The sequence below is a fragment of the Streptomyces sp. NPDC050674 genome, from assembly GCF_040654575.1.
Lineage (GTDB): Bacteria > Actinomycetota > Actinomycetes > Streptomycetales > Streptomycetaceae > Streptomyces.
Genome location: NZ_JBFAIG010000020.1, coordinates 1 through 18,381 on the forward strand (window position 1 = coordinate 1; position 18,381 = coordinate 18,381).

10 protein-coding genes, 1 tRNA gene and 1 rRNA gene are annotated in these 18,381 nt (G+C 69.8%); 11 read left to right on the forward strand and 1 reads right to left on the reverse strand.

What is annotated here, in order from left to right; genetic code table 11:
* The 3 genes from rrf to AB0I06_RS28325 all read left to right on the forward strand — a co-directional run.
* Window positions 1-92: ribosomal RNA gene (rrf, locus tag AB0I06_RS28315) — 5S ribosomal RNA — on the forward strand; the annotation flags it as partial.
* A 114-nt stretch (window positions 93-206) separates the two neighbouring features.
* Window positions 207-869 carry a DegT/DnrJ/EryC1/StrS family aminotransferase gene (locus AB0I06_RS28320; RefSeq protein ID WP_363121774.1) on the forward strand — a complete coding sequence of 221 codons (663 nt, stop codon included), beginning with the start codon at window positions 207-209 and terminating at the stop codon, window positions 867-869.
* Window positions 870-943: 74 nt separating this feature from the next.
* A tRNA-Thr gene (locus AB0I06_RS28325) sits at window positions 944-1,019 on the forward strand.
* Between the two features lie 43 nt (window positions 1,020-1,062).
* Here AB0I06_RS28325 and AB0I06_RS28330 read toward each other — a convergent pair.
* Window positions 1,063-3,816: a SpoIIE family protein phosphatase gene (locus tag AB0I06_RS28330; protein WP_363121662.1), complete on the reverse strand. Its 2,754-nt coding sequence runs from the start codon at window positions 3,814-3,816 to the stop codon at window positions 1,063-1,065.
* 378 nt (window positions 3,817-4,194) lie between these two features.
* Here AB0I06_RS28330 and AB0I06_RS28335 point away from each other — a divergent pair, with 378 nt between their 5' ends.
* From AB0I06_RS28335 to AB0I06_RS28370, 8 genes are all read left to right on the forward strand, one after another.
* The gene (locus AB0I06_RS28335; RefSeq protein ID WP_363121663.1) at window positions 4,195-9,657 is read left to right on the forward strand and encodes a HAMP domain-containing protein; all 5,463 of its coding nucleotides are present in this window, start codon (window positions 4,195-4,197) and stop codon (window positions 9,655-9,657) included.
* 307 nt (window positions 9,658-9,964) lie between these two features.
* Window positions 9,965-10,645, forward strand: coding sequence for a response regulator (locus AB0I06_RS28340; protein ID WP_363121664.1), 681 nt, complete (start codon window positions 9,965-9,967; stop codon window positions 10,643-10,645).
* A 126-nt stretch (window positions 10,646-10,771) separates the two neighbouring features.
* Window positions 10,772-13,540: a DNA translocase FtsK 4TM domain-containing protein gene (locus AB0I06_RS28345; protein ID WP_363121665.1), complete on the forward strand. Its 2,769-nt coding sequence runs from the start codon at window positions 10,772-10,774 to the stop codon at window positions 13,538-13,540.
* 261 nt (window positions 13,541-13,801) lie between these two features.
* Window positions 13,802-14,647 (forward strand): RodZ domain-containing protein, encoded by an 846-nt coding sequence (locus AB0I06_RS28350; protein ID WP_363121666.1) that lies wholly within the window; start codon window positions 13,802-13,804, stop codon window positions 14,645-14,647.
* A gap of 93 nt (window positions 14,648-14,740) precedes the next feature.
* Window positions 14,741-16,243 carry a 30S ribosomal protein S12 methylthiotransferase RimO gene (gene rimO / locus AB0I06_RS28355; RefSeq protein ID WP_363121667.1) on the forward strand — a complete coding sequence of 501 codons (1,503 nt, stop codon included), beginning with the start codon at window positions 14,741-14,743 and terminating at the stop codon, window positions 16,241-16,243.
* Window positions 16,240-17,145, forward strand: coding sequence for a CDP-diacylglycerol--glycerol-3-phosphate 3-phosphatidyltransferase (gene pgsA / locus AB0I06_RS28360; RefSeq protein WP_363121668.1), 906 nt, complete (start codon window positions 16,240-16,242; stop codon window positions 17,143-17,145). The genes rimO and pgsA overlap by 4 nt, the downstream gene beginning before the upstream one ends.
* The gene (locus AB0I06_RS28365) at window positions 17,142-17,687 is read left to right on the forward strand and encodes a CinA family protein (RefSeq protein WP_363121669.1); all 546 of its coding nucleotides are present in this window, start codon (window positions 17,142-17,144) and stop codon (window positions 17,685-17,687) included. The genes pgsA and AB0I06_RS28365 overlap by 4 nt, the downstream gene beginning before the upstream one ends.
* A gap of 109 nt (window positions 17,688-17,796) precedes the next feature.
* Complete coding sequence (locus tag AB0I06_RS28370) at window positions 17,797-18,177, forward strand: helix-turn-helix transcriptional regulator (RefSeq protein WP_015657463.1); 381 nt, start codon at window positions 17,797-17,799, stop codon at window positions 18,175-18,177.
* Window positions 18,178-18,381 lie beyond the last annotated feature (204 nt).

Consider the following 18,381-nt stretch of genomic DNA (forward strand, 5'->3'; position numbering starts at 1 on the left):
CGCCCGGTTACATTCCGAACCCGGAAGCTAAGCCTTACAGCGCCGATGGTACTGCAGGGGGGACCCTGTGGGAGAGTAGGACGCCGCCGAACAATCATTGAAAGGGTTGGACCCGGAACTTCGGTTCCGGGTCCAACCCTTTTTTGTTGCGCGTCACTTGAAGTTCACGTTGCGCTACCACCATCCACAGCATGGGTACTGCTGCAATGCTCAGGGCCGCCGGTGTCGGACTCGGTGACGAGGTCGTCGTGCCGGCCTTCGGAAACGTCGAGGTGGCCGAGGCCGTGACCATGGCCGGGGCGCTTCCGGTGTTCGCCGACATAGACCCCGCCACCTACTGCCTCGACGCCGCCGCCGTGGAAGCGGCGGTCACCTCGCGGACCGCTGCCGTGGTGGTCGTGCATCGCTTCGGCCGGCTCGCCGACATCGCTCGGCTGCACGCCCTGGGGCAGCGGCACGGGCTGCTGGTGCTGGAGCAAGGGGAATCAGAGGCGCCGTACGACGAGATAGCCCAGCGCAGGGAGCGGGCGGCCTACCTCGATGCGAAGTTGAGGGGCGTCCGGACACCGGACGAGGGGGACGGGCACACCTACCAGCAGTACGTCGTGCGGGTACCGGGCAATGGGCGGCCCGACCGGGACGCCTTCGCGCGGGCCCTACGGGGCAAGGGAGTTGAATGCCGCGTGCCGGTGAAGACGCCCGTGCACCGGCTGCCCGAATTCCGGCGGTGTGTTGCGCTGCCGGAAACCGAGCGTGCCTCCGACGAGACGCTTGCGCTGCCCGTGGACGCGTCCCTCACCAAGCGGGACATGCAGCGGATCGTGTCCGCCTGCAATGCCCTCGGAGGACTTCTCCAGCCCGCCTTCTGACGTGGTTGGGAACACGGGTCTGTTCGGGGTATGATCTATTCCGTTGCCGCGGGGGAGACCTCGCAAAGCAACGGGCCCCTATAGCTCAGTCGGTAGAGCGTCTCCATGGTAAGGAGAAGGTCAACGGTTCGATTCCGTTTGGGGGCTCCACCAGAAAAGGCCCCACCCTCACGGGTGGGGCCTTTCGCATTCTCTAGTCCTTCTGGAGGCCCGGGACGCGCATCGCCAGGATCGCCATGTCGTCCGACGGGGCGTCCGATGCGAAGCGCTCCACCGCGCGCATGATGCGGGCCGCGACCGCGCCGGCCGTCAGACCCGTGCAGGTCGTGAGGACATCGGCGAGGCCGTCGTCGCCCAGCATGCGGGCGCCCTCGCGGCGTTCGGTGACGCCGTCCGTGACGCACAGCAGCACGTCGCCAGGGTCGAGGGTGACCGTCTGCTCGTAGAGCTCCAGGTCCTCGATGACGCCGAGCAGCGGCTGGGGTTCCGCGGCCGGTTCGACCGTGCCGTCCTGGCGCAGGCGCAGCGGGAGGGGATGACCGGCGCAGACCACCTTCAGCTCCGCGCTGCCGTCCTCCTGCGGCCGCATCTCGCCGTAGAGGAGGGTGAGGAAGCGGCTGCGGGCGCCTTCGTCCAGGATCGCGGAGTTGAGACGCTCCAGGACCATCGGGCCGCTGAGCCCCTCGCGGGCCAGGAGGCGCAGGGCGTGCCGGGCCAGGCCGGTGACCGCGGCGGCGTTCGGGCCGGTGCCGCAGACGTCGCCGATGGCGAAGCCGTAGGCGCCGTCGCTGATGGGGAAGAGGTCGTAGAAGTCGCCGCCGACCTCGTTGCCCTCGCCGGCCGCGCGGTAGATGACCTCGACCTCGACGCCGTCGATCAGCGGCAGCTCCGGCGGGAGGAGGCTGCGCTGGAGGGACTGGCTGATCGCCGTGCGCTCCGAGTAGAGGCGGGCGTTGTCCAGGGCCAGGGCGGCTCGGCGGGAGAGGTCCTCGGCCAGTTCCAGGATCTCCTGGCGGAAGTGCTCGTCGGTCGGCTTGCCCAGGGTGAGCATGCCGATGACGCGGTTGCGGGCGACCAGCGGGAGGACCACGGTCTCGCCGCCGACGGCGGAGGCGGTGGCGAGGGTCGGGCCGATGCCCGGGGTGACCTGGCGGGTCGTGCTGCCGCTGAGGCCGAGGCTGCGCATGGAACTGCGCAGGGCCGCCTGGTGGGCCAGCTCGCCGGGGGCCGTCCAGACGCGGGCGCCGGGGGTGGGGACCGGGTCGGGCGGCGGGACCTTCGACAGCAGGGACTTGATGCCGTCGATGAGTTCCTCGTCCTCGTGCAGCACGTAGGAGAGGTAGGGCTCGGAGGCCTGGTCGGCGATGGTGTAGACGGCGCACCAGGTGGCGAGGGTGGGGACCGTCATCTGGGCCATCAGGGCGAGGGTCTGGTCGCGGTCCAGGGTGCCGGCCAGCAGGTCGGAGGCCTCGACGAGGAAGCTGAGGGAGCCGCGGCGCAGGCGTTCCAGTTCGCCCAGGCGGGCCGACTCCACGGCGAGGGCGATGCGGTCGGCGGCGAACTGGAGGCGCAGGGCCTCCTCGTTGGAGTATCTGGCCGGGGATTCGGCGGCGACGCCGAGGGAGCCGGTGAGGCGGCCCTCGACCTTGAGCGGGACCGTGACGACCGAGCGCATGCCCGTGCCGTTCAGGAGCGGTACCGCCCCGGGGACGGCGGTGAGGTCGTCGTGGACGGCGGGCATGCGGGCCGAGCCGTAGCGGCCGGGGCCGGCTTCGACGGGGACGCGGGCGAAGCGCTGGCGGGCGGAGGGGAGGCCGGTGGAGGCGCGGACCTCCAGTTCCGTCTCGTCGTCGGTAGCGAGCAGCAGGAACGCGGAGTCGCCGTCGAGCATGTCGCGGGCGCGTTCGACCGTGCGCTGGAGGAGGCCGTCGAGGTCGTCCGGGGCGGGGGAGCCGATGAAGACCTCGAAGGGGTCGGCGCTCTGCCCCTCGGAGCCGGTGGCGGAGTCGGAGGAGGGGACGCGCAGGGGCGTCTGAAGAACTGCCCGTTCGTGGTCCCGTACCAGGAGGCACACGGTTGACGGTTCGCCGCCTGTGTCGCGGACGCGCAGGTGGGAGGCGTAGACGGGGGTGACGCGGCCGGTGGCGGCGCGGATGCCGTAGCTGCCTTCCCAGCGGGAGAGGCGGAGGGCCTCGGCGATGCCGGTGCTGGTGCCGGGGGTGTGCGGCCAGGCGGCGAGGTCGGTCAGGGGCTTGCCGGTGACCTGCTCGGCCGGGTAGCCGAAGAGGTCCTCGGCGTCCTCGTTCCAGGCGGTGATGTGGCCGGTGCGGTCGATCTGGATGACCGCGACACGGACCCGGCCGTCGGCGAGGGGGAGGAGGTCGGAGGGGAGGGCCGGGCCGGCCGCGCGGGTGCCCACCGCGCGCGCGGGCAGGTCCAGCATGAACCAGACGGTCTTGTGGGTGGGGGTGTACTCGACGCCCCAGCGGCCGGCGAGGGCCGCGCACAGCTGGAGGCCGCGCCCGCCCTCGCGGTCGGGGCTGCCCATGTTGACGGCCGTGCCCTGGAGGGGGATCTCGCGTTCGGGGTAGCGGTCGGCGACCTCGATGCGGACGCCCTCGTCGCTGCGCAGGCACAGCACGTCGGCCGAGGTGCCGGCGTGGACCACGGCGTTGGTCACCAGTTCGCTGGTGAGAACGACGGCGTCGTCGACGATGTCGGCGAAGCCCCAGCCCTGGAGGGTGTCGCGAACGAAGGAGCGGGCGCTCGCGACAGATCGCCCGACGGGCTCGAAACTGGCGGCCGCGCGCGCGGTGATCACAGAACTCCTCGACCGGTTCTCGACGTGCTGGGCTGCGGGACCGACCGGCTCGCGCCGCTGTTGCGGCAGGGCGCCCGTCGGCCGGGGGTCCGGGGGCTGTCCCCCCGGGATCAGTCCGGTGGTCATGTGTGCGGCCGCCCCTCCGATGCCCGCTCGTCTTCGTGCCACCGCCCAGGCCGGACGGACCGGCGCGGCTGGACAGCCGGATGCAAGGTTACTTACCTTCGCGGTCCGAGCGGATGCCGGTCTGCAGTGTTTCCGTCCGCAGGGTGTGCGGACGATGTGCGAAGCTGCCGAACTGTTATGGCCTGGTTCGGCCGGGGTGAAACACTGGGCAGGCTTCTTGTGAAGGTCCGGGCAGGCCGTGTGCGCGATGCGGCCCGTGGGCAGCAGCCCCATGGAACCGGACCGGTATGTCAGGGCGAGAATACGCAGTAGTAAATGGTACGCCGAGCGTGGTACCCGAGCACAGCAGAGACGGTCGACCCCTGCGGGAGGGACACAGTGGAGTCTGGCGCAGCGACGCGTGGCAAGAAGGCGCGCGCGAAAGGCGGACAGTCCCCGAGCGACCAGGGCAGGATGCGCAGCGGCACGACCGAAGTGGACACGGCGGCCCTGAACCGGCTGATGGCGGCCCTGGTGTCGATGCGGGACGGGAACTTCCGCAAGCGGCTCACGGTGTCCGGGGACGGCGTGATGGCCGAGATCGCGGCGGTCTTCAACGAGGTGGCCGACCGCAACCTGCATCTGACGGGTGAGCTGTCGCGGGTGCGGCGGATGGTGGGTCGCGAGGGCAAGCTCACCGAGCGGCTGGAGACGGGTGCCTGCGAGGGCTCCTGGGCGACGGCGATCGACAACTCGAACGCCCTGGTGGACGACCTGGTGCGGCCGGTTTCCGAGGTCGGCCGGGTGCTGTCGGCGGTGGCGGAGGGTGATCTGTCGCCGCGCATGGAGCTGCGGACGCAGGTGCCGGACGGCAACAGCCAGCCGCTGCGGGGCGAGTTCCTGAAGGTCGGGCGGACCGTCAACAACCTGGTGGACCAGTTGTCGACGTTCACCGACGAGGTCACGCGGGTGGCCAGTGAGGTGGGCACCGAGGGCAAGCTGGGCGGGCAGGCCCGGGTGCGGGGCATGTCGGGTTCGTGGCGCGATCTGACGGACTCCGTCAACACGATGGCGTACCGGCTGACGGCTCAGGTGCGGGACATCGCGCTGGTGACGACGGCGGTGGCCAAGGGTGATCTGTCCCGCAAGGTCACGGTCCAGGTCGCCGGCGAGATGCTGGAGCTGAAGAACACCGTCAACACGATGGTGGACCAGCTCTCCGCGTTCTCCTCCGAGGTGACGCGGGTGGCCCGCGAGGTGGGCACGGAGGGCGCGCTGGGCGGCCAAGCGCAGGTGCCGGGTGTGGCCGGTGTGTGGAAGGAACTCACCGATTCGGTGAACACCATGGCCGGGAACCTCACGGCCCAGGTGCGCGGGATCGCGGAGGTGACGACCGCGGTCGCCAACGGTGATCTGTCGCGCAAGGTGACCGTGCCGGCGCGCGGTGAGGTCGCGCAGCTCGCCGACACGATCAACCAGATGACCGAGACGCTGCGGATCTTCGCGGACGAGGTCACGCGGGTGGCCAACGAGGTCGGAGCCGAGGGGCAGCTCGGCGGCCAGGCGAACGTGCCGGGTGCGGCGGGGACGTGGAAGGACCTCACCGACTCGGTGAACACGGTCTTCCGTAACCTGACCACTCAGGTGCGGGACATCGCCGCGGTGACCACGGCGGTGGCCAACGGCGACCTGTCGCAGAAGGTCACGGTCGACGTGGCCGGCGAGATGCTGGAGCTGAAGAACACCGTCAACACGATGGTGGACCAGCTGTCCGCCTTCGGTGCCGAAGTGACGCGTGTGGCGCGGGAGATCGGTGTCGAGGGTGAGCTGGGCGGCCAGGCGCAGGTGCCGGGCGCGGCGGGCACCTGGAAGGACCTGACGGACTCCGTCAACACGGCGTTCCGGAACCTCACCGGTCAGGTGAGGAACATCGCCCAGGTGACGACGGCGGTGGCCAACGGCGACCTCTCGCAGAAGGTCACCGTGGACGTCTCCGGCGAGATGCTCAAGCTGAAGAACACCGTGAACACGATGGTGGACCAGCTGTCGAGCTTCGCCGACCAGGTGACGCGGATGGCGCGGGACGTGGGCACGGAGGGCCGTCTGGGCGGGCAGGCCCGCGTGGACGGTGTGTCGGGTACCTGGAAGGAGCTCACCGACTCCGTCAACTCGATGGCCGGGAATCTGACGTCGCAGGTGCGCAACATCGCGCAGGTGACGACGGCGGTGGCCCGGGGTGACCTGTCGCAGAAGATCGACGTCGACGCGCGCGGCGAGATCCTCGAGTTGAAGAACACCATCAACACGATGGTCGATCAGCTCTCGGCCTTCGCCGACCAGGTGACCCGGGTCGCGCGCGAGGTGGGTACGGACGGCCGGCTGGGCGGTCAGGCGCAGGTGCCGGGTGTGGCCGGTGTGTGGCGTGACCTGACGGACTCCGTGAACGGCATGGCGTCCAACCTGACCGGTCAGGTGCGCAACATCGCCCAGGTGGCCACGGCCGTGGCCCGGGGTGACCTGTCCCAGAAGATCACCGTGGACGCGCGCGGGGAGATCCTGGAGCTGAAGAACACCCTGAACACGATGGTGGACCAGCTGTCGTCGTTCGCCGAAGAGGTCACGCGGGTGGCCCGCGAGGTGGGTACGGAGGGCATCCTCGGCGGTCAGGCCGAGGTGCAGGGCGTCTCCGGCACCTGGAAGGACCTCACCCAGTCCGTGAACGGCATGGCCAACAACCTGACCATCCAGGTGCGCAACATCGCCGAGGTCACGACGGCGGTGGCCCGGGGCGATCTGTCGAAGAAGATCACCGTCGACGCCAAGGGCGAGATCCTGGAGCTGGTCACGACCGTCAACACGATGGTGGACCAGCTGTCCTCCTTCGCCGAGCAGGTGACCCGGGTGGCCCGTGAGGTGGGCACCGAGGGCATCCTGGGCGGCCAGGCGCACGTGCCGGGTGTCACGGGCATCTGGAAGGACCTGAGCGACAACGTCAACCTGATGGCCAAGAACCTCACCACCCAGGTGCGCAACATCTCCCAGGTCTCGGCGGCGGTCGCCAACGGTGACCTGACGCGGCAGGTCACCATCGAGGCGCGCGGTGAGGTGGCGCAGCTCGCCGACACCATCAACACGATGGTGAAGACGCTGAGTTCGTTCGCCGAGCAGGTCACCAAGGTGGCCCGTGAGGTGGGCACGGACGGCATCCTCGGCGGGCAGGCGCACGTACCCGGTGTGGCCGGTACGTGGAAGGACCTCACCGAGTCCGTGAACCAGATGGCGTCGAACCTGACCGGCCAGGTGCGCAACATCGCCCTGGTCACCACGGCGATCGCCAAGGGCGACCTGAGCAAGAAGATCGACATCGACGCGCGCGGCGAGATCCTGGAGCTGAAGACGACCATCAACACGATGGTCGACCAGCTGTCGTCCTTCGCCGAGGAGGTCACCCGGGTCGCCCGCGAGGTGGGCACGGAAGGGCAGCTCGGCGGCCAGGCACGCGTGCGTGACGTCGACGGCACCTGGCGGGACCTGACCGAGTCCGTGAACGAGATGGCCGGGAACCTGACCCGGCAGGTGCGTGCCATCGCGCGCGTGGCGACGGCGGTGACCAGGGGCGATCTGAACCTGAAGATCGACGTGGACGCGTCCGGGGAGATCCAGGAACTCCAGGACTACATCAACAAGATGATCGCCAACCTGCGCGACACCACGATCGCCAACAAGGAGCAGGACTGGCTCAAGGGCAACCTGGCGAGGATCTCGGCGCTGATGCAGGGCCGCCGGGACCTGGAGGACGTGGCCTCGCTGATCATGAGCGAGCTGACGCCGGTGGTCTCGGCGCAGCACGGCGCGTTCTTCCTGGCCATGCCGCTCGTCGACGGCGAGGACATGAACGCCGCGGACGACGACCAGTACGAGCTGCGCATGCTGGGCAGTTACGGCTACTCGATGGGTTCGATGCCGACGTCGTTCGAGCCGGGTGAGGCGCTGATCGGGACGGCCGCCACGGAGAAGCGCACGATCCTCGTGGAGAACGCGCCCAGCGGCTACCTGAAGATCTCCTCGGGGCTCGGCGAGGCGCCGCCCGCCCAGGTGATCGTGCTGCCGGTGCTGTTCGAGGGGAAGGTGCTCGGCGTCATCGAGCTGGCGTCCTTCACGCCCTTCACGCAGATCCAGAAGGACTTCCTGAACCAGATCGCGGAGATGATCGCCACCAGCGTCAACACCATCTCGGTCAACACCAAGACCGAGCTGCTGCTGGCGCAGTCGCAGGAGCTGACCGAGCAACTGCGGGAGCGCTCGGCCGAGTTGGAGCAGCGACAGAAGGCCCTCCAGGCCTCCAACGCCGAACTGGAGGAGAAGGCCGAGCTGCTGGCCCAGCAGAACCGCGACATCGAGGTGAAGAACACCGAGATCGAGGAGGCGCGGCAGGTCCTGGAGGAGCGCGCCGAACAGCTCGCGGTGTCGATGCGCTACAAGAGCGAGTTCCTGGCGAACATGTCGCACGAGCTGCGCACGCCGCTCAACTCGCTGCTGATCCTGGCCAAGCTGCTCGCCGACAACGCCGAGGGGAACCTCTCCCCGAAGCAGGTCGAGTTCGCCGAGACGATCCACGGGGCCGGTTCGGACCTGCTCCAGCTCATCAACGACATCCTGGACCTGTCGAAGGTCGAGGCGGGCAAGATGGACGTCTCCCCGACGCGGATCGCGCTCGTGCAGCTGGTGGACTACGTGGAGGCCACCTTCCGCCCGCTGACCGCGGAGAAGGGCCTGGACCTGTCGGTGCGGGTCTCGCCGGAGCTGCCCGCGACGCTGCACACCGACGAGCAGCGGCTGTTGCAGGTGCTGCGCAACCTGCTGTCCAACGCGGTGAAGTTCACCGACTCGGGTTCGGTGGAGCTGGTCATCAGGCCGGCGCGGGACGACGTGCCGCAGAAGATCCGGGAGCAGTTGCTGGAGACCGGGTCGCTGACCGAGCCGGACGCCGAGCTGATCGCGTTCTCCGTGACCGACACCGGGATCGGCATCGCGTCCAGCAAGATGCGGGTGATCTTCGAGGCGTTCAAGCAGGCCGACGGCACCACCAGCCGCAAGTACGGCGGCACGGGCCTTGGGTTGTCCATCTCGCGGGAGATCGCCCAGCTGCTGGGCGGTGAGATCCACGCGCAGAGCGAGCCCGGCCGCGGCTCGACGTTCACGCTGTATCTGCCGCTGCACCCCAGCGAGCTGCCGCCGCAGGGCTACCAGCAGCAGCTGCCCGCCCTGGAGGCCGGGGACCTGGTGGCGTCGACGTCCGAGCTGTCGGAGGCGGAGGTCGAGACGCCGGCCGAGGTGACGTCGTACCGCGAGACGCAGAACGGTCCGGCCGCCCTGTTCCGGCGGCGGCGCAGGATGCCCGAGCTGCCGCCGCGCCCCGCGCAGCTGGATCAGTGGACGCCGCCCGAGCAGGATCCGGCGCCCAAGCCGAACCGCGGCATCCGGTTCGGCGGCGAGAAGGTCCTGATCGTCGACGACGACATCCGCAACGTCTTCGCGCTGACGAGCGTCCTGGAGCAGCACGGCCTGTCCGTGCTGTACGCGGAGAACGGCCGTGAGGGCATCGAGGTCCTGGAGCAGCACGACGATGTGGCGGTCGTCCTGATGGACATCATGATGCCGGAGATGGACGGGTACGCCACGACCACGGCGATCCGCAGGATGCCGCAGTTCGCCGGGCTGCCGATCATCGCGCTGACCGCGAAGGCGATGAAGGGCGACCGGGAGAAGGCGATCGAGTCGGGCGCGTCCGACTACGTGACGAAGCCGGTCGACCCCGATCATCTGCTGACGGTGATGGATCAGTGGATGCGAGGGGAATGAGGGGAACGTCGGGCAGTCGCGCGACCATGACGGGAAGGTTCGGTGTTCACACGGAGTCGCCGACTCGGTGTGCGCATAGTCGTGTAGAAGTACAAGATCCGGGGAACCTTCTGGTCTCCTGCTGCGTTTCCGCTACGTGCGCAGTGACATCACGGTGACAGGGTGTGGTGACGGGCGGGGTGCGGCTACGATGACCGGCACAAGGACGGACGGCGCAAGGGAGTCGTCCGCTGCGGCGGCACCCACCGGTGCTTCCACAGGTCCTGCGGACAGGGGAGGCCCCACGCCGGGGCGAGGAGGGCGGGCCATGGTGCAGAAGGCCAAGATCCTCCTGGTCGATGACCGGCCGGAGAATCTGCTGGCGCTGGAGGCGATCCTCTCTGCGCTCGATCAGACGCTGGTGCGGGCATCGTCCGGGGAGGAAGCGCTCAAAGCGCTGCTCACGGACGACTTCGCGGTCATCCTGCTGGACGTCCAGATGCCGGGCATGGACGGCTTCGAGACGGCCGCGCACATCAAGCGCCGTGAGCGGACCAGGGACATCCCGATCATCTTCCTCACGGCGATCAACCACGGCCCGCACCACACCTTCCGGGGATACGCGGCGGGTGCGGTCGACTACATCTCCAAGCCGTTCGACCCGTGGGTGCTGCGCGCGAAGGTCTCCGTCTTCGTCGAGCTGTACATGAAGAACTGCCAGCTCCGCGAGCAGGCGTCGCTGCTGCGGCTCCAGTTGGAGGGCAACGGCAAGGACGCGGGCGGCGAGGCCAAGGAGTCGGCCGGGCTGCTCGCGGAGCTCTCCGCGCGGCTCGCGGCCGTCGAGGAGCAGGCCGAAGCGCTGACCAAGCAGCTCAACGACGAGTCGACGGACGCCGCAGCGGTGGCGACGGCGGCTCATCTGGAGCGCAAGCTCACGGGGTTGCGGCGGGCGCTGGACGCGCTCGAGCCCGGCACCGGAAGCGCCTCCTCGGTGTCCTCGCCGAACTGACGCGTGCGCGGGCGGGATTGTCCCCCGTGACCGCGCGTCAGTTCCGTGCCTTCCCCGGAGCGACACGAACGGGTGAAGCCGTAGACACACGTGTCCCCTGTCGTCTCCCCCGGTAACCTCACACCCATGGCCTCACGTCCCTCCGCAGCCAAGAAGCCGCCACCCGCGAAGAAGGCGGCCGCGAAGGCTCCGGTGAAGAAGGCCGCCGCCAGGAAGGCTCCCGCGAAGAAGGCGCCCGCCAGGAAGGCCGCGGCCAAGAAGGTCGCGCCCAGACCGGCGCCCAGCCCGACCGGTGGCATCTACCGGCTCGTGCGCGCCGTCTGGCTCGGTGTGGCGCACGCCGTCGGTGCCGTGTTCCGGGGCATAGGGCAGGGCGCCAAGAACCTGGACCCGGCCCATCGCAAGGACGGTGTCGCCCTGCTGCTGCTGGCCATCGCGCTGATCGTCGCCGCGGGCACCTGGGCCGACCTCAAGGGCCCGGTGGGCGACCTGGTGGAGATCCTCGTCACCGGTGCCTTCGGCCGCCTCGACCTGCTCGTGCCGATACTCCTCGCGGTCATCGCCGTGCGGTTCATCCGGCACCCGGAGAAGCCCGAGGCCAACGGACGCATCGTCATCGGTTTGTCCGCGCTCGTCATGGGCGTGCTCGGCCAGGTGCACATCGCGTGCGGCTCACCCGCGCGCGGCGACGGCATGCAGGCCATAAGGGACGCCGGCGGCCTCATCGGCTGGGCCATGGCGACCCCGCTGTCGTACGCCATGGGCGACGTGCTCGCCGTGCCGCTGCTGGTGCTGCTGACGGTCTTCGGGCTGCTGGTCGTCACGGCCACCCCGGTCGCGGCCATTCCGCAGCGGCTGCGGCTGCTCGGGGTGCGGCTGGGCATCGTCCGTGATCCGGCCGAGTACGAGTTCGGATATGCCGAGGACGACGAGCGCTACGAGGAGCAGTGGCGTGAGGCGCTGCCCGAGCGCCCGCGCGGCAGGCGTGCGCCGGCGCCCGCGGCGTACGACCCGGAGGGTGCCGAGCAGGAGGCGCTCACGCGGCGCCGGGGCCGCCCCCGGCGCTCGGCGGTGCCCCAGCCCGACATGGACCGGCCCAGGGACGCCGTGGACGTCGCCGCGGCGGCCGCCGCCGCGCTCGACGGCGCCGTGCTGCACGGCATGCCGCCGTCACCGATCGTCGCCGACCTCACCCAGGGCGTACGGGCGGGGGACCAGGAGGCGACCACACCGACGCCCGTCCCGGCCGCCCGCCCCCAGCAGCCCGGGCGCCGGCAGAACCCGCCCGAGCAGGACCGGGGCGAGCAGGAGCAGCCCGAGCCGCAGAAGCCGAGGCCGGGGGTCCGCGATCTCACCAAGGCCCCGCCCGCCGAACCCCGGGACCTGCCCCCACGAGCCGAGCAGCTCCAGCTGTCCGGTGACATCACCTACTCCCTGCCGTCACTGGACCTGCTGGAGCGCGGCGGCCCGGGCAAGGCCCGCAGCGCCGCCAACGACCTCATCGTCGAGTCGCTGACCACGGTCTTCACCGAGTTCAAGGTGGACGCCAGTGTCACCGGCTTCACCCGCGGGCCGACGGTCACGCGCTACGAGGTCGAGCTCGGCCCGGCCGTGAAGGTCGAGCGGATCACCGCGCTCACCAAGAACATCGCCTACGCCGTCGCCAGCCCGGACGTGCGGATCATCAGCCCGATCCCCGGCAAGTCCGCGGTCGGCATCGAGATCCCGAACACCGACCGGGAGATGGTCAACCTCGGCGACGTGCTGCGCCTCGCGGAGTCCGCCGAGGACGACGACCCGATGCTGGTCGCCTTCGGCAAGGACGTCGAGGGCGGCTACGTCATGCACTCGCTGGCGAAGATGCCGCACATGCTGGTCGCCGGCGCCACCGGCTCCGGCAAGTCGTCCTGCATCAACTGCCTGATCACCTCGATCATGATGCGGGCGACCCCCGAGGACGTCCGGATGATCCTGGTCGACCCCAAGCGCGTCGAGCTGACCGCCTACGAGGGCATCCCGCATCTGATCACGCCGATCATCACCAACCCCAAGCGGGCCGCCGAGGCGCTCCAATGGGTCGTGCGCGAGATGGACCTGCGGTACGACGACCTGGCGGCCTACGGATACCGGCACATCGACGACTTCAACCGTGCCGTGCGCGAGGGCAAGGTCAAGCCGCCCGAGGGCAGCGAGCGCGAGCTCCAGCCGTACCCGTATCTGCTGGTCATCGTCGACGAGCTCGCCGACCTGATGATGGTCGCGCCGCGGGACGTCGAGGACGCGATCGTGCGCATCACCCAGCTCGCCCGCGCGGCCGGCATCCACCTGGTGCTCGCCACGCAGCGGCCGTCGGTGGACGTCGTCACCGGTCTCATCAAGGCCAACGTGCCCTCCCGGCTGGCGTTCGCCACCTCCTCGCTGGCCGACTCGCGGGTCATCCTCGACCAGCCGGGCGCCGAGAAGCTCATCGGCAAGGGCGACGGTCTTTTCCTGCCCATGGGGGCCAACAAGCCCACCCGTATGCAGGGCGCCTTCGTCACCGAGGAGGAGATCGCGGGGGTCGTCCGGCACTGCAAGGAGCAGATGACCCCCGTCTTCCGGGACGACGTGGTCGTCGGCACCAAGCAGAAGAAGGAGATCGACGAGGACATCGGCGACGACCTCGACCTGCTGTGCCAGGCGGCCGAACTGGTCGTCTCCACGCAGTTCGGGTCGACGTCCATGCTCCAGCGCAAGCTGCGCGTCGGCTTCGCCAAGGCCGGCCGGCTGATGGACCTGATGGAGTCGAGGAACATCGTCGGACCGAGCGAGGGTTCGAAGGCTCGTGACGTTCTTGTGAAGCCTGACGAGCTGGATGGCGTGCTCGCCGTGATCCGGGGGGAGTCTGAAGGGTAGGGAAACAGGACGCTGTGGTCTCTCGCGGGGCGTTGCGGCAAACGGGTGTCCTGATCGTGACTCACCCGTAAGGGACGCCGGGCAACCGTTTCCCTTCGGCGTACGTCAAGTTGAGCGAAGCGAAACGCAGTGAGCCCACCATCGGACTGTCGGGCCATTCCGATGGCGTACAAAGTGCCACCGCCCGGTTGCCCCACCCTTTTGTACCCCCCCTAGACTGAACTTCCAGCACAGGCGGCTACACGCTCGAAAGGCGCCCCCGTGTCCATCGGCAACTCCCCTGAAGACGAGCGTCCGTTCGAAGACGAGCGCGTCGAAGCAGACCGCGAGGAAGCCCGCCCCTCCATCGGTCGTGTCCTGCAGCAGGCTCGTATCGCCGCCGGGCTGACCGTCGACGACGTCAGTAGCGCCACCCGTGTCCGCATGAACATCGTGCACGCGATCGAGGCGGACGACTTCACCCCGTGCGGTGGGGACGTCTACGCCCGTGGGCACATCCGAACGCTGGCCAAGGCCGTCGGTCTGGATCCCGCGCCGCTGCTCGCCCAGTACGGCGACGAGCACGGCGGGGGCCCGGCGCCGACCCCGGCCGCTCCCCTCTTCGAGGCGGAACGCATCCGTCCGGAGCGGCGGGGCCCCAACTGGACCGCGGCCATGGTCGCGGCGATCGTCGCCGTGATCGGGTTCGTCGGGTTCACGATGTTCCAGGGTGACGACAGCGGCAACGAGGCGAACGTGGCCGAGGGCTCCACCCCCAGCGACTCCGCCTCCCCGACCACCAAGACCAAGAAGCCCGCCGACCCCCAGCCCGAACCGTCCGACAGTGCCATCGCGGCCGCCCCGCAGGACAAGGTGACGGTGCGGGTGGCCGCCGCCGACGGCCGCAGCTGGATCGCCGCCAAGGACCACAACGGACGGATGATCTTCGACGGTGTCCTGAAGCAGGGCGACTCCAAGACCTTCCAGGACAGTTCGAAGGTGCACCTCGTCCTCGGAGACGCCGGCGCGATCGACCTCTTCGTCAACGGCAAGAAGATCGAGGAGAACTTCCAGCCGGGCTCCGTGGAGCGCCTGACCTACACAAAGGGCGACCCCGAGGCCGGGTGACCGGTCCGAAAAGTCCAGTTGATACGGGGTTGGCCGGGAAACGGCCAACCCCGTCGACATGGGGTGTCAGCGGGACGAAGTAGTCTTGAGCCCATGCCTGAACGCCGTACCGTCGCACTCGTCACCCTTGGCTGCGCCCGTAACGAGGTGGACTCGGAGGAGCTCGCAGGCCGTTTGGAGGCGGACGGCTGGCAGCTCGTGGAGGACGCCGAGGACGCGGACGTCGCCGTCGTGAACACCTGTGGCTTCGTCGAGGCCGCCAAGAAGGACTCCGTCGACGCCCTCCTGGAGGCCAACGACCTCAAGGGTCACGGCAGAACCCAGGCCGTCGTGGCGGTGGGCTGCATGGCCGAGCGGTACGGCAAGGAGCTCGCCGAGGCCCTCCCCGAGGCCGACGGTGTGCTCGGCTTCGACGACTACTCGGACATCTCGGACCGCCTCCAGACCATCCTCAACGGCGGCATCCACGCCTCGCACACCCCGCGCGACCGGCGCAAGCTGCTGCCGATCAGCCCGGCGGAGCGCCAGGAGTCGGCGGCCGAGGTGGCACTGCCCGGCCATGGCCCGGCCGAGCCCGCCGTCGCGCCCGCGGACCTGCCGGAGGGTCTCGCCCCGGCCTCCGGCCCGCGCGCACCGCTGCGCCGCCGTCTGGACGGCTCCCCGGTCGCCTCCGTGAAGCTGGCTTCCGGCTGCGACCGGCGCTGCTCCTTCTGCGCCATCCCGTCCTTCCGCGGCTCCTTCATCTCCCGCCGCCCGAGCGACGTGCTGAACGAGACGCGCTGGCTGGCCGAGCAGGGCGTGAAGGAGATCATGCTGGTCTCCGAGAACAACACGTCCTACGGCAAGGACCTGGGCGACATTCGCCTGCTGGAGTCGCTGCTGCCCGAGCTCGCCGAGGTCGACGGCATCGAGCGTGTCCGCGTCAGCTACCTCCAGCCCGCCGAGATGCGCCCCGGCCTCATCGACGTGCTGACCTCGACCCCGAAGGTCGCGCCCTACTTCGACCTGTCCTTCCAGCACTCCGCGCCCGGCGTGCTGCGCGCGATGCGCCGCTTCGGCGACACCGACCGGTTCCTGGAGCTGCTCGACACCATCCGCAGCAAGGCGCCCGAGGCCGGTGTGCGCTCCAACTTCATCGTCGGCTTCCCCGGCGAGAGCGAGGCCGACCTCGCCGAGCTGGAGCGGTTCCTCAACGGCGCGCGGCTGGACGCCATCGGCGTCTTCGGCTACTCCGACGAGGAGGGCACCGAGGCCGCCGGCTACGACGGCAAGCTCGACGAGGACGTCGTCGCCGAGCGCCTGGCCCACATCTCCCGCCTGGCCGAGGAACTCGTCTCCCAGCGTGCCGAGGAGCGCCTCGGCCAGACGGTCCGCGTCCTCGTCGAGTCCGTCGACGACGAGGACGGCGTGTACGGCCGCGGCGAGCACCAGGCACCCGAGACGGACGGCCAGGTGCTGCTCACGAGCGGCGAGGGGCTGAGCATCGGCCGTATCGTCGAGGCGAAGGTGGTCGGTACCGAAGGTGTCGACCTGGTGGCCGAGCCGCTCCAGGGCTCGCTCACGTCGCCTGCGTGGAGTGAGGAGGCGGGCAGATGACCGGTGTCCCGGCATCCGCGGCGGGAGGCGCCTCCGGCGCGAGGAGGGCAGCGGCCGGAGCGGGTGCTCCGGCCCCGGCGGCGTCCGCCGCTCCGGTGGCCCCGGCTGTGGCGGCCGGGATGCCTGCTGTGCGATCCGCCGACGGCGGGGCGCCCGGCGCGGGGCCCGGTGCCTCGTCCGACACGGTTCATGGCGAGGATGCCGGGGCGGTGCCCAGGGCCGGTGAGACGGTGCTGGGCGAGGACACCGACGCCGACGCGCAGGGCGAAGGGAAGACCCCGCGAGGCGGGAAGATCGCTGCCGCGGCCGTCAACCAGGCCAGCGTCTGGAACATCGCCAACCTCCTGACCATGCTCCGGCTGGTCCTCGTACCGGCCTTCGTCGCGCTGATGCTCGCCGACGGCGGCTACGACCCCGCGTGGCGGGCCTTCGCCTGGGCGGCCTTCGCCGTCGCCATGATCACCGACCTGTTCGACGGTCACCTGGCACGCGCCTACAACCTGGTCACGGACTTCGGGAAGATCGCCGACCCCATCGCCGACAAGGCGATCATGGGGGCGGCACTGATCTGTCTGTCCGCGCTCGGCGATCTGCCGTGGTGGGTGACCGGTGTCATCCTCGGCCGGGAACTCGGCGTCACCCTGCTGCGTTTCCTGGTCATCCGGTACGGCGTCATCCCCGCCAGCCGCGGGGGCAAGCTGAAGACCCTCGTCCAGGGCGTGGCCGTGGGTATGTACGTGCTGGCGCTGACGGGGTGGCTGGCCACCCTGAGGTGGTGGGTGATGGCCGCGGCCGTCGTGCTCACCGTGGTGACCGGGCTCGACTATGTGAAACAGGCCATTGTGCTGCGCAGGCAGGGAATCGCCGCGCGCAAGGCCGCGTTGGAGGAGAAGGAAGCGTGAGTTCCACGGCCACCGACGTGGTGCGACTACTCACGGTGAAGGGCGAGACGCTCGCTGTCGCGGAGTCGCTGACCGGTGGCCTCGTTGCGGCGGACCTCACATCCGTCCCCGGGGCGTCCAAGGTGTTCCGGGGCTCCGTGACCGCCTACGCCACCGAGCTGAAGCATGAACTGCTCGGTGTCGACGCCGCCCTGCTGGCGGCGCGCGGGGCGGTGGATCCGCAGGTCGCGGCCCAGATGGCGGCCGGCGTCCGCAAGGCGCTGGGCACCGACTGGGGTATCGCGACCACCGGCGTCGCGGGTCCCGAGCCTCAGGACGGACAGGCCGTCGGCACTGTTTTCGTCGCCGTGGACGGACCGGCCGGAGCCGATTCCGGTTCTGCCGGCGGCGGAAAAGTGGAGGCTCTGCGGTTGAACGGCGACCGCGCGGAAATTCGTAGAGAGAGTGTACGGAGCGTACTCGCACTGCTCCTGAAGGAGCTTGCGAGCGAACAGACTGGGAATGAGCGGGCACAGGATACGGAACGGAACGGGGGGTTTTGATGTTTGCAGCCCTGAGTGAACACGACATCGCTCCCCGCACGGCCGCGGCGCAAGGCGGTACGGTGGGGCGTAATGGATGCGGCTACGCGGTCCGAGGAGGGAGCCACCGATGATTCTGCTCCGTCGCCTGCTGGGTGACGTGCTGCGTCGGCAGCGCCAGCGCCAGGGCCGTACTCTGCGCGAAGTCTCCTCGTCCGCCCGAGTCTCACTCGGCTATCTCTCCGAGGTGGAGCGGGGGCAGAAGGAGGCTTCCTCCGAGCTGCTCTCCGCCATCTGCGACGCGCTGGACGTACGGATGTCCGAGCTCATGCGGGAAGTGAGCGACGAGCTCGCCCTCGCCGAGCTGGCCCAGTCTGCTGCGGCCACCCCCAGCGAGCCTGTTCCCACGTCGGTTCGCCCGATGCTGGGTTCCGTCTCGGTGACCGGTGTGCCACCGGAACGGGTGACCATCAAGGCGCCTGCCGAAGCGGTGGACGTCGTCGCCGCGTGAGGCTCCGCGCTCACACGGCATGACACAGGCCCCGGCCGGGCCTTTCCGGGAGATCCGGAGGGGTGCCGCCCGGGGTTTTCGCCTGTCCGGGTCGACTGACGCCGAGCCGCTGTCGTCACGTTCTGGGCGATTTGTGTGCGTTTGCCGGTAGGGCGTGCGGCGGTCATCGTTGAGGGGATGGCGGGGGGCAGTCCTCGGAGGTGC

Coding starts and splice junctions, on each gene's coding strand:
- AB0I06_RS28320 (WP_363121774.1), top strand. CDS start 207: ATGCTCAGGGCCGCCGGTGTCGGACTCGGTGACGAGGTCGTCGTGCCG.
- AB0I06_RS28330 (WP_363121662.1), bottom strand. CDS start 3,816: ATGACCACCGGACTGATCCCGGGGGGACAGCCCCCGGACCCCCGGCCG.
- AB0I06_RS28340 (WP_363121664.1), top strand. CDS start 9,965: ATGGTGCAGAAGGCCAAGATCCTCCTGGTCGATGACCGGCCGGAGAAT.
- AB0I06_RS28345 (WP_363121665.1), top strand. CDS start 10,772: ATGGCCTCACGTCCCTCCGCAGCCAAGAAGCCGCCACCCGCGAAGAAG.
- rimO (WP_363121667.1), top strand. CDS start 14,741: ATGCCTGAACGCCGTACCGTCGCACTCGTCACCCTTGGCTGCGCCCGT.
- pgsA (WP_363121668.1), top strand. CDS start 16,240: ATGACCGGTGTCCCGGCATCCGCGGCGGGAGGCGCCTCCGGCGCGAGG.
- AB0I06_RS28370 (WP_015657463.1), top strand. CDS start 17,797: ATGATTCTGCTCCGTCGCCTGCTGGGTGACGTGCTGCGTCGGCAGCGC.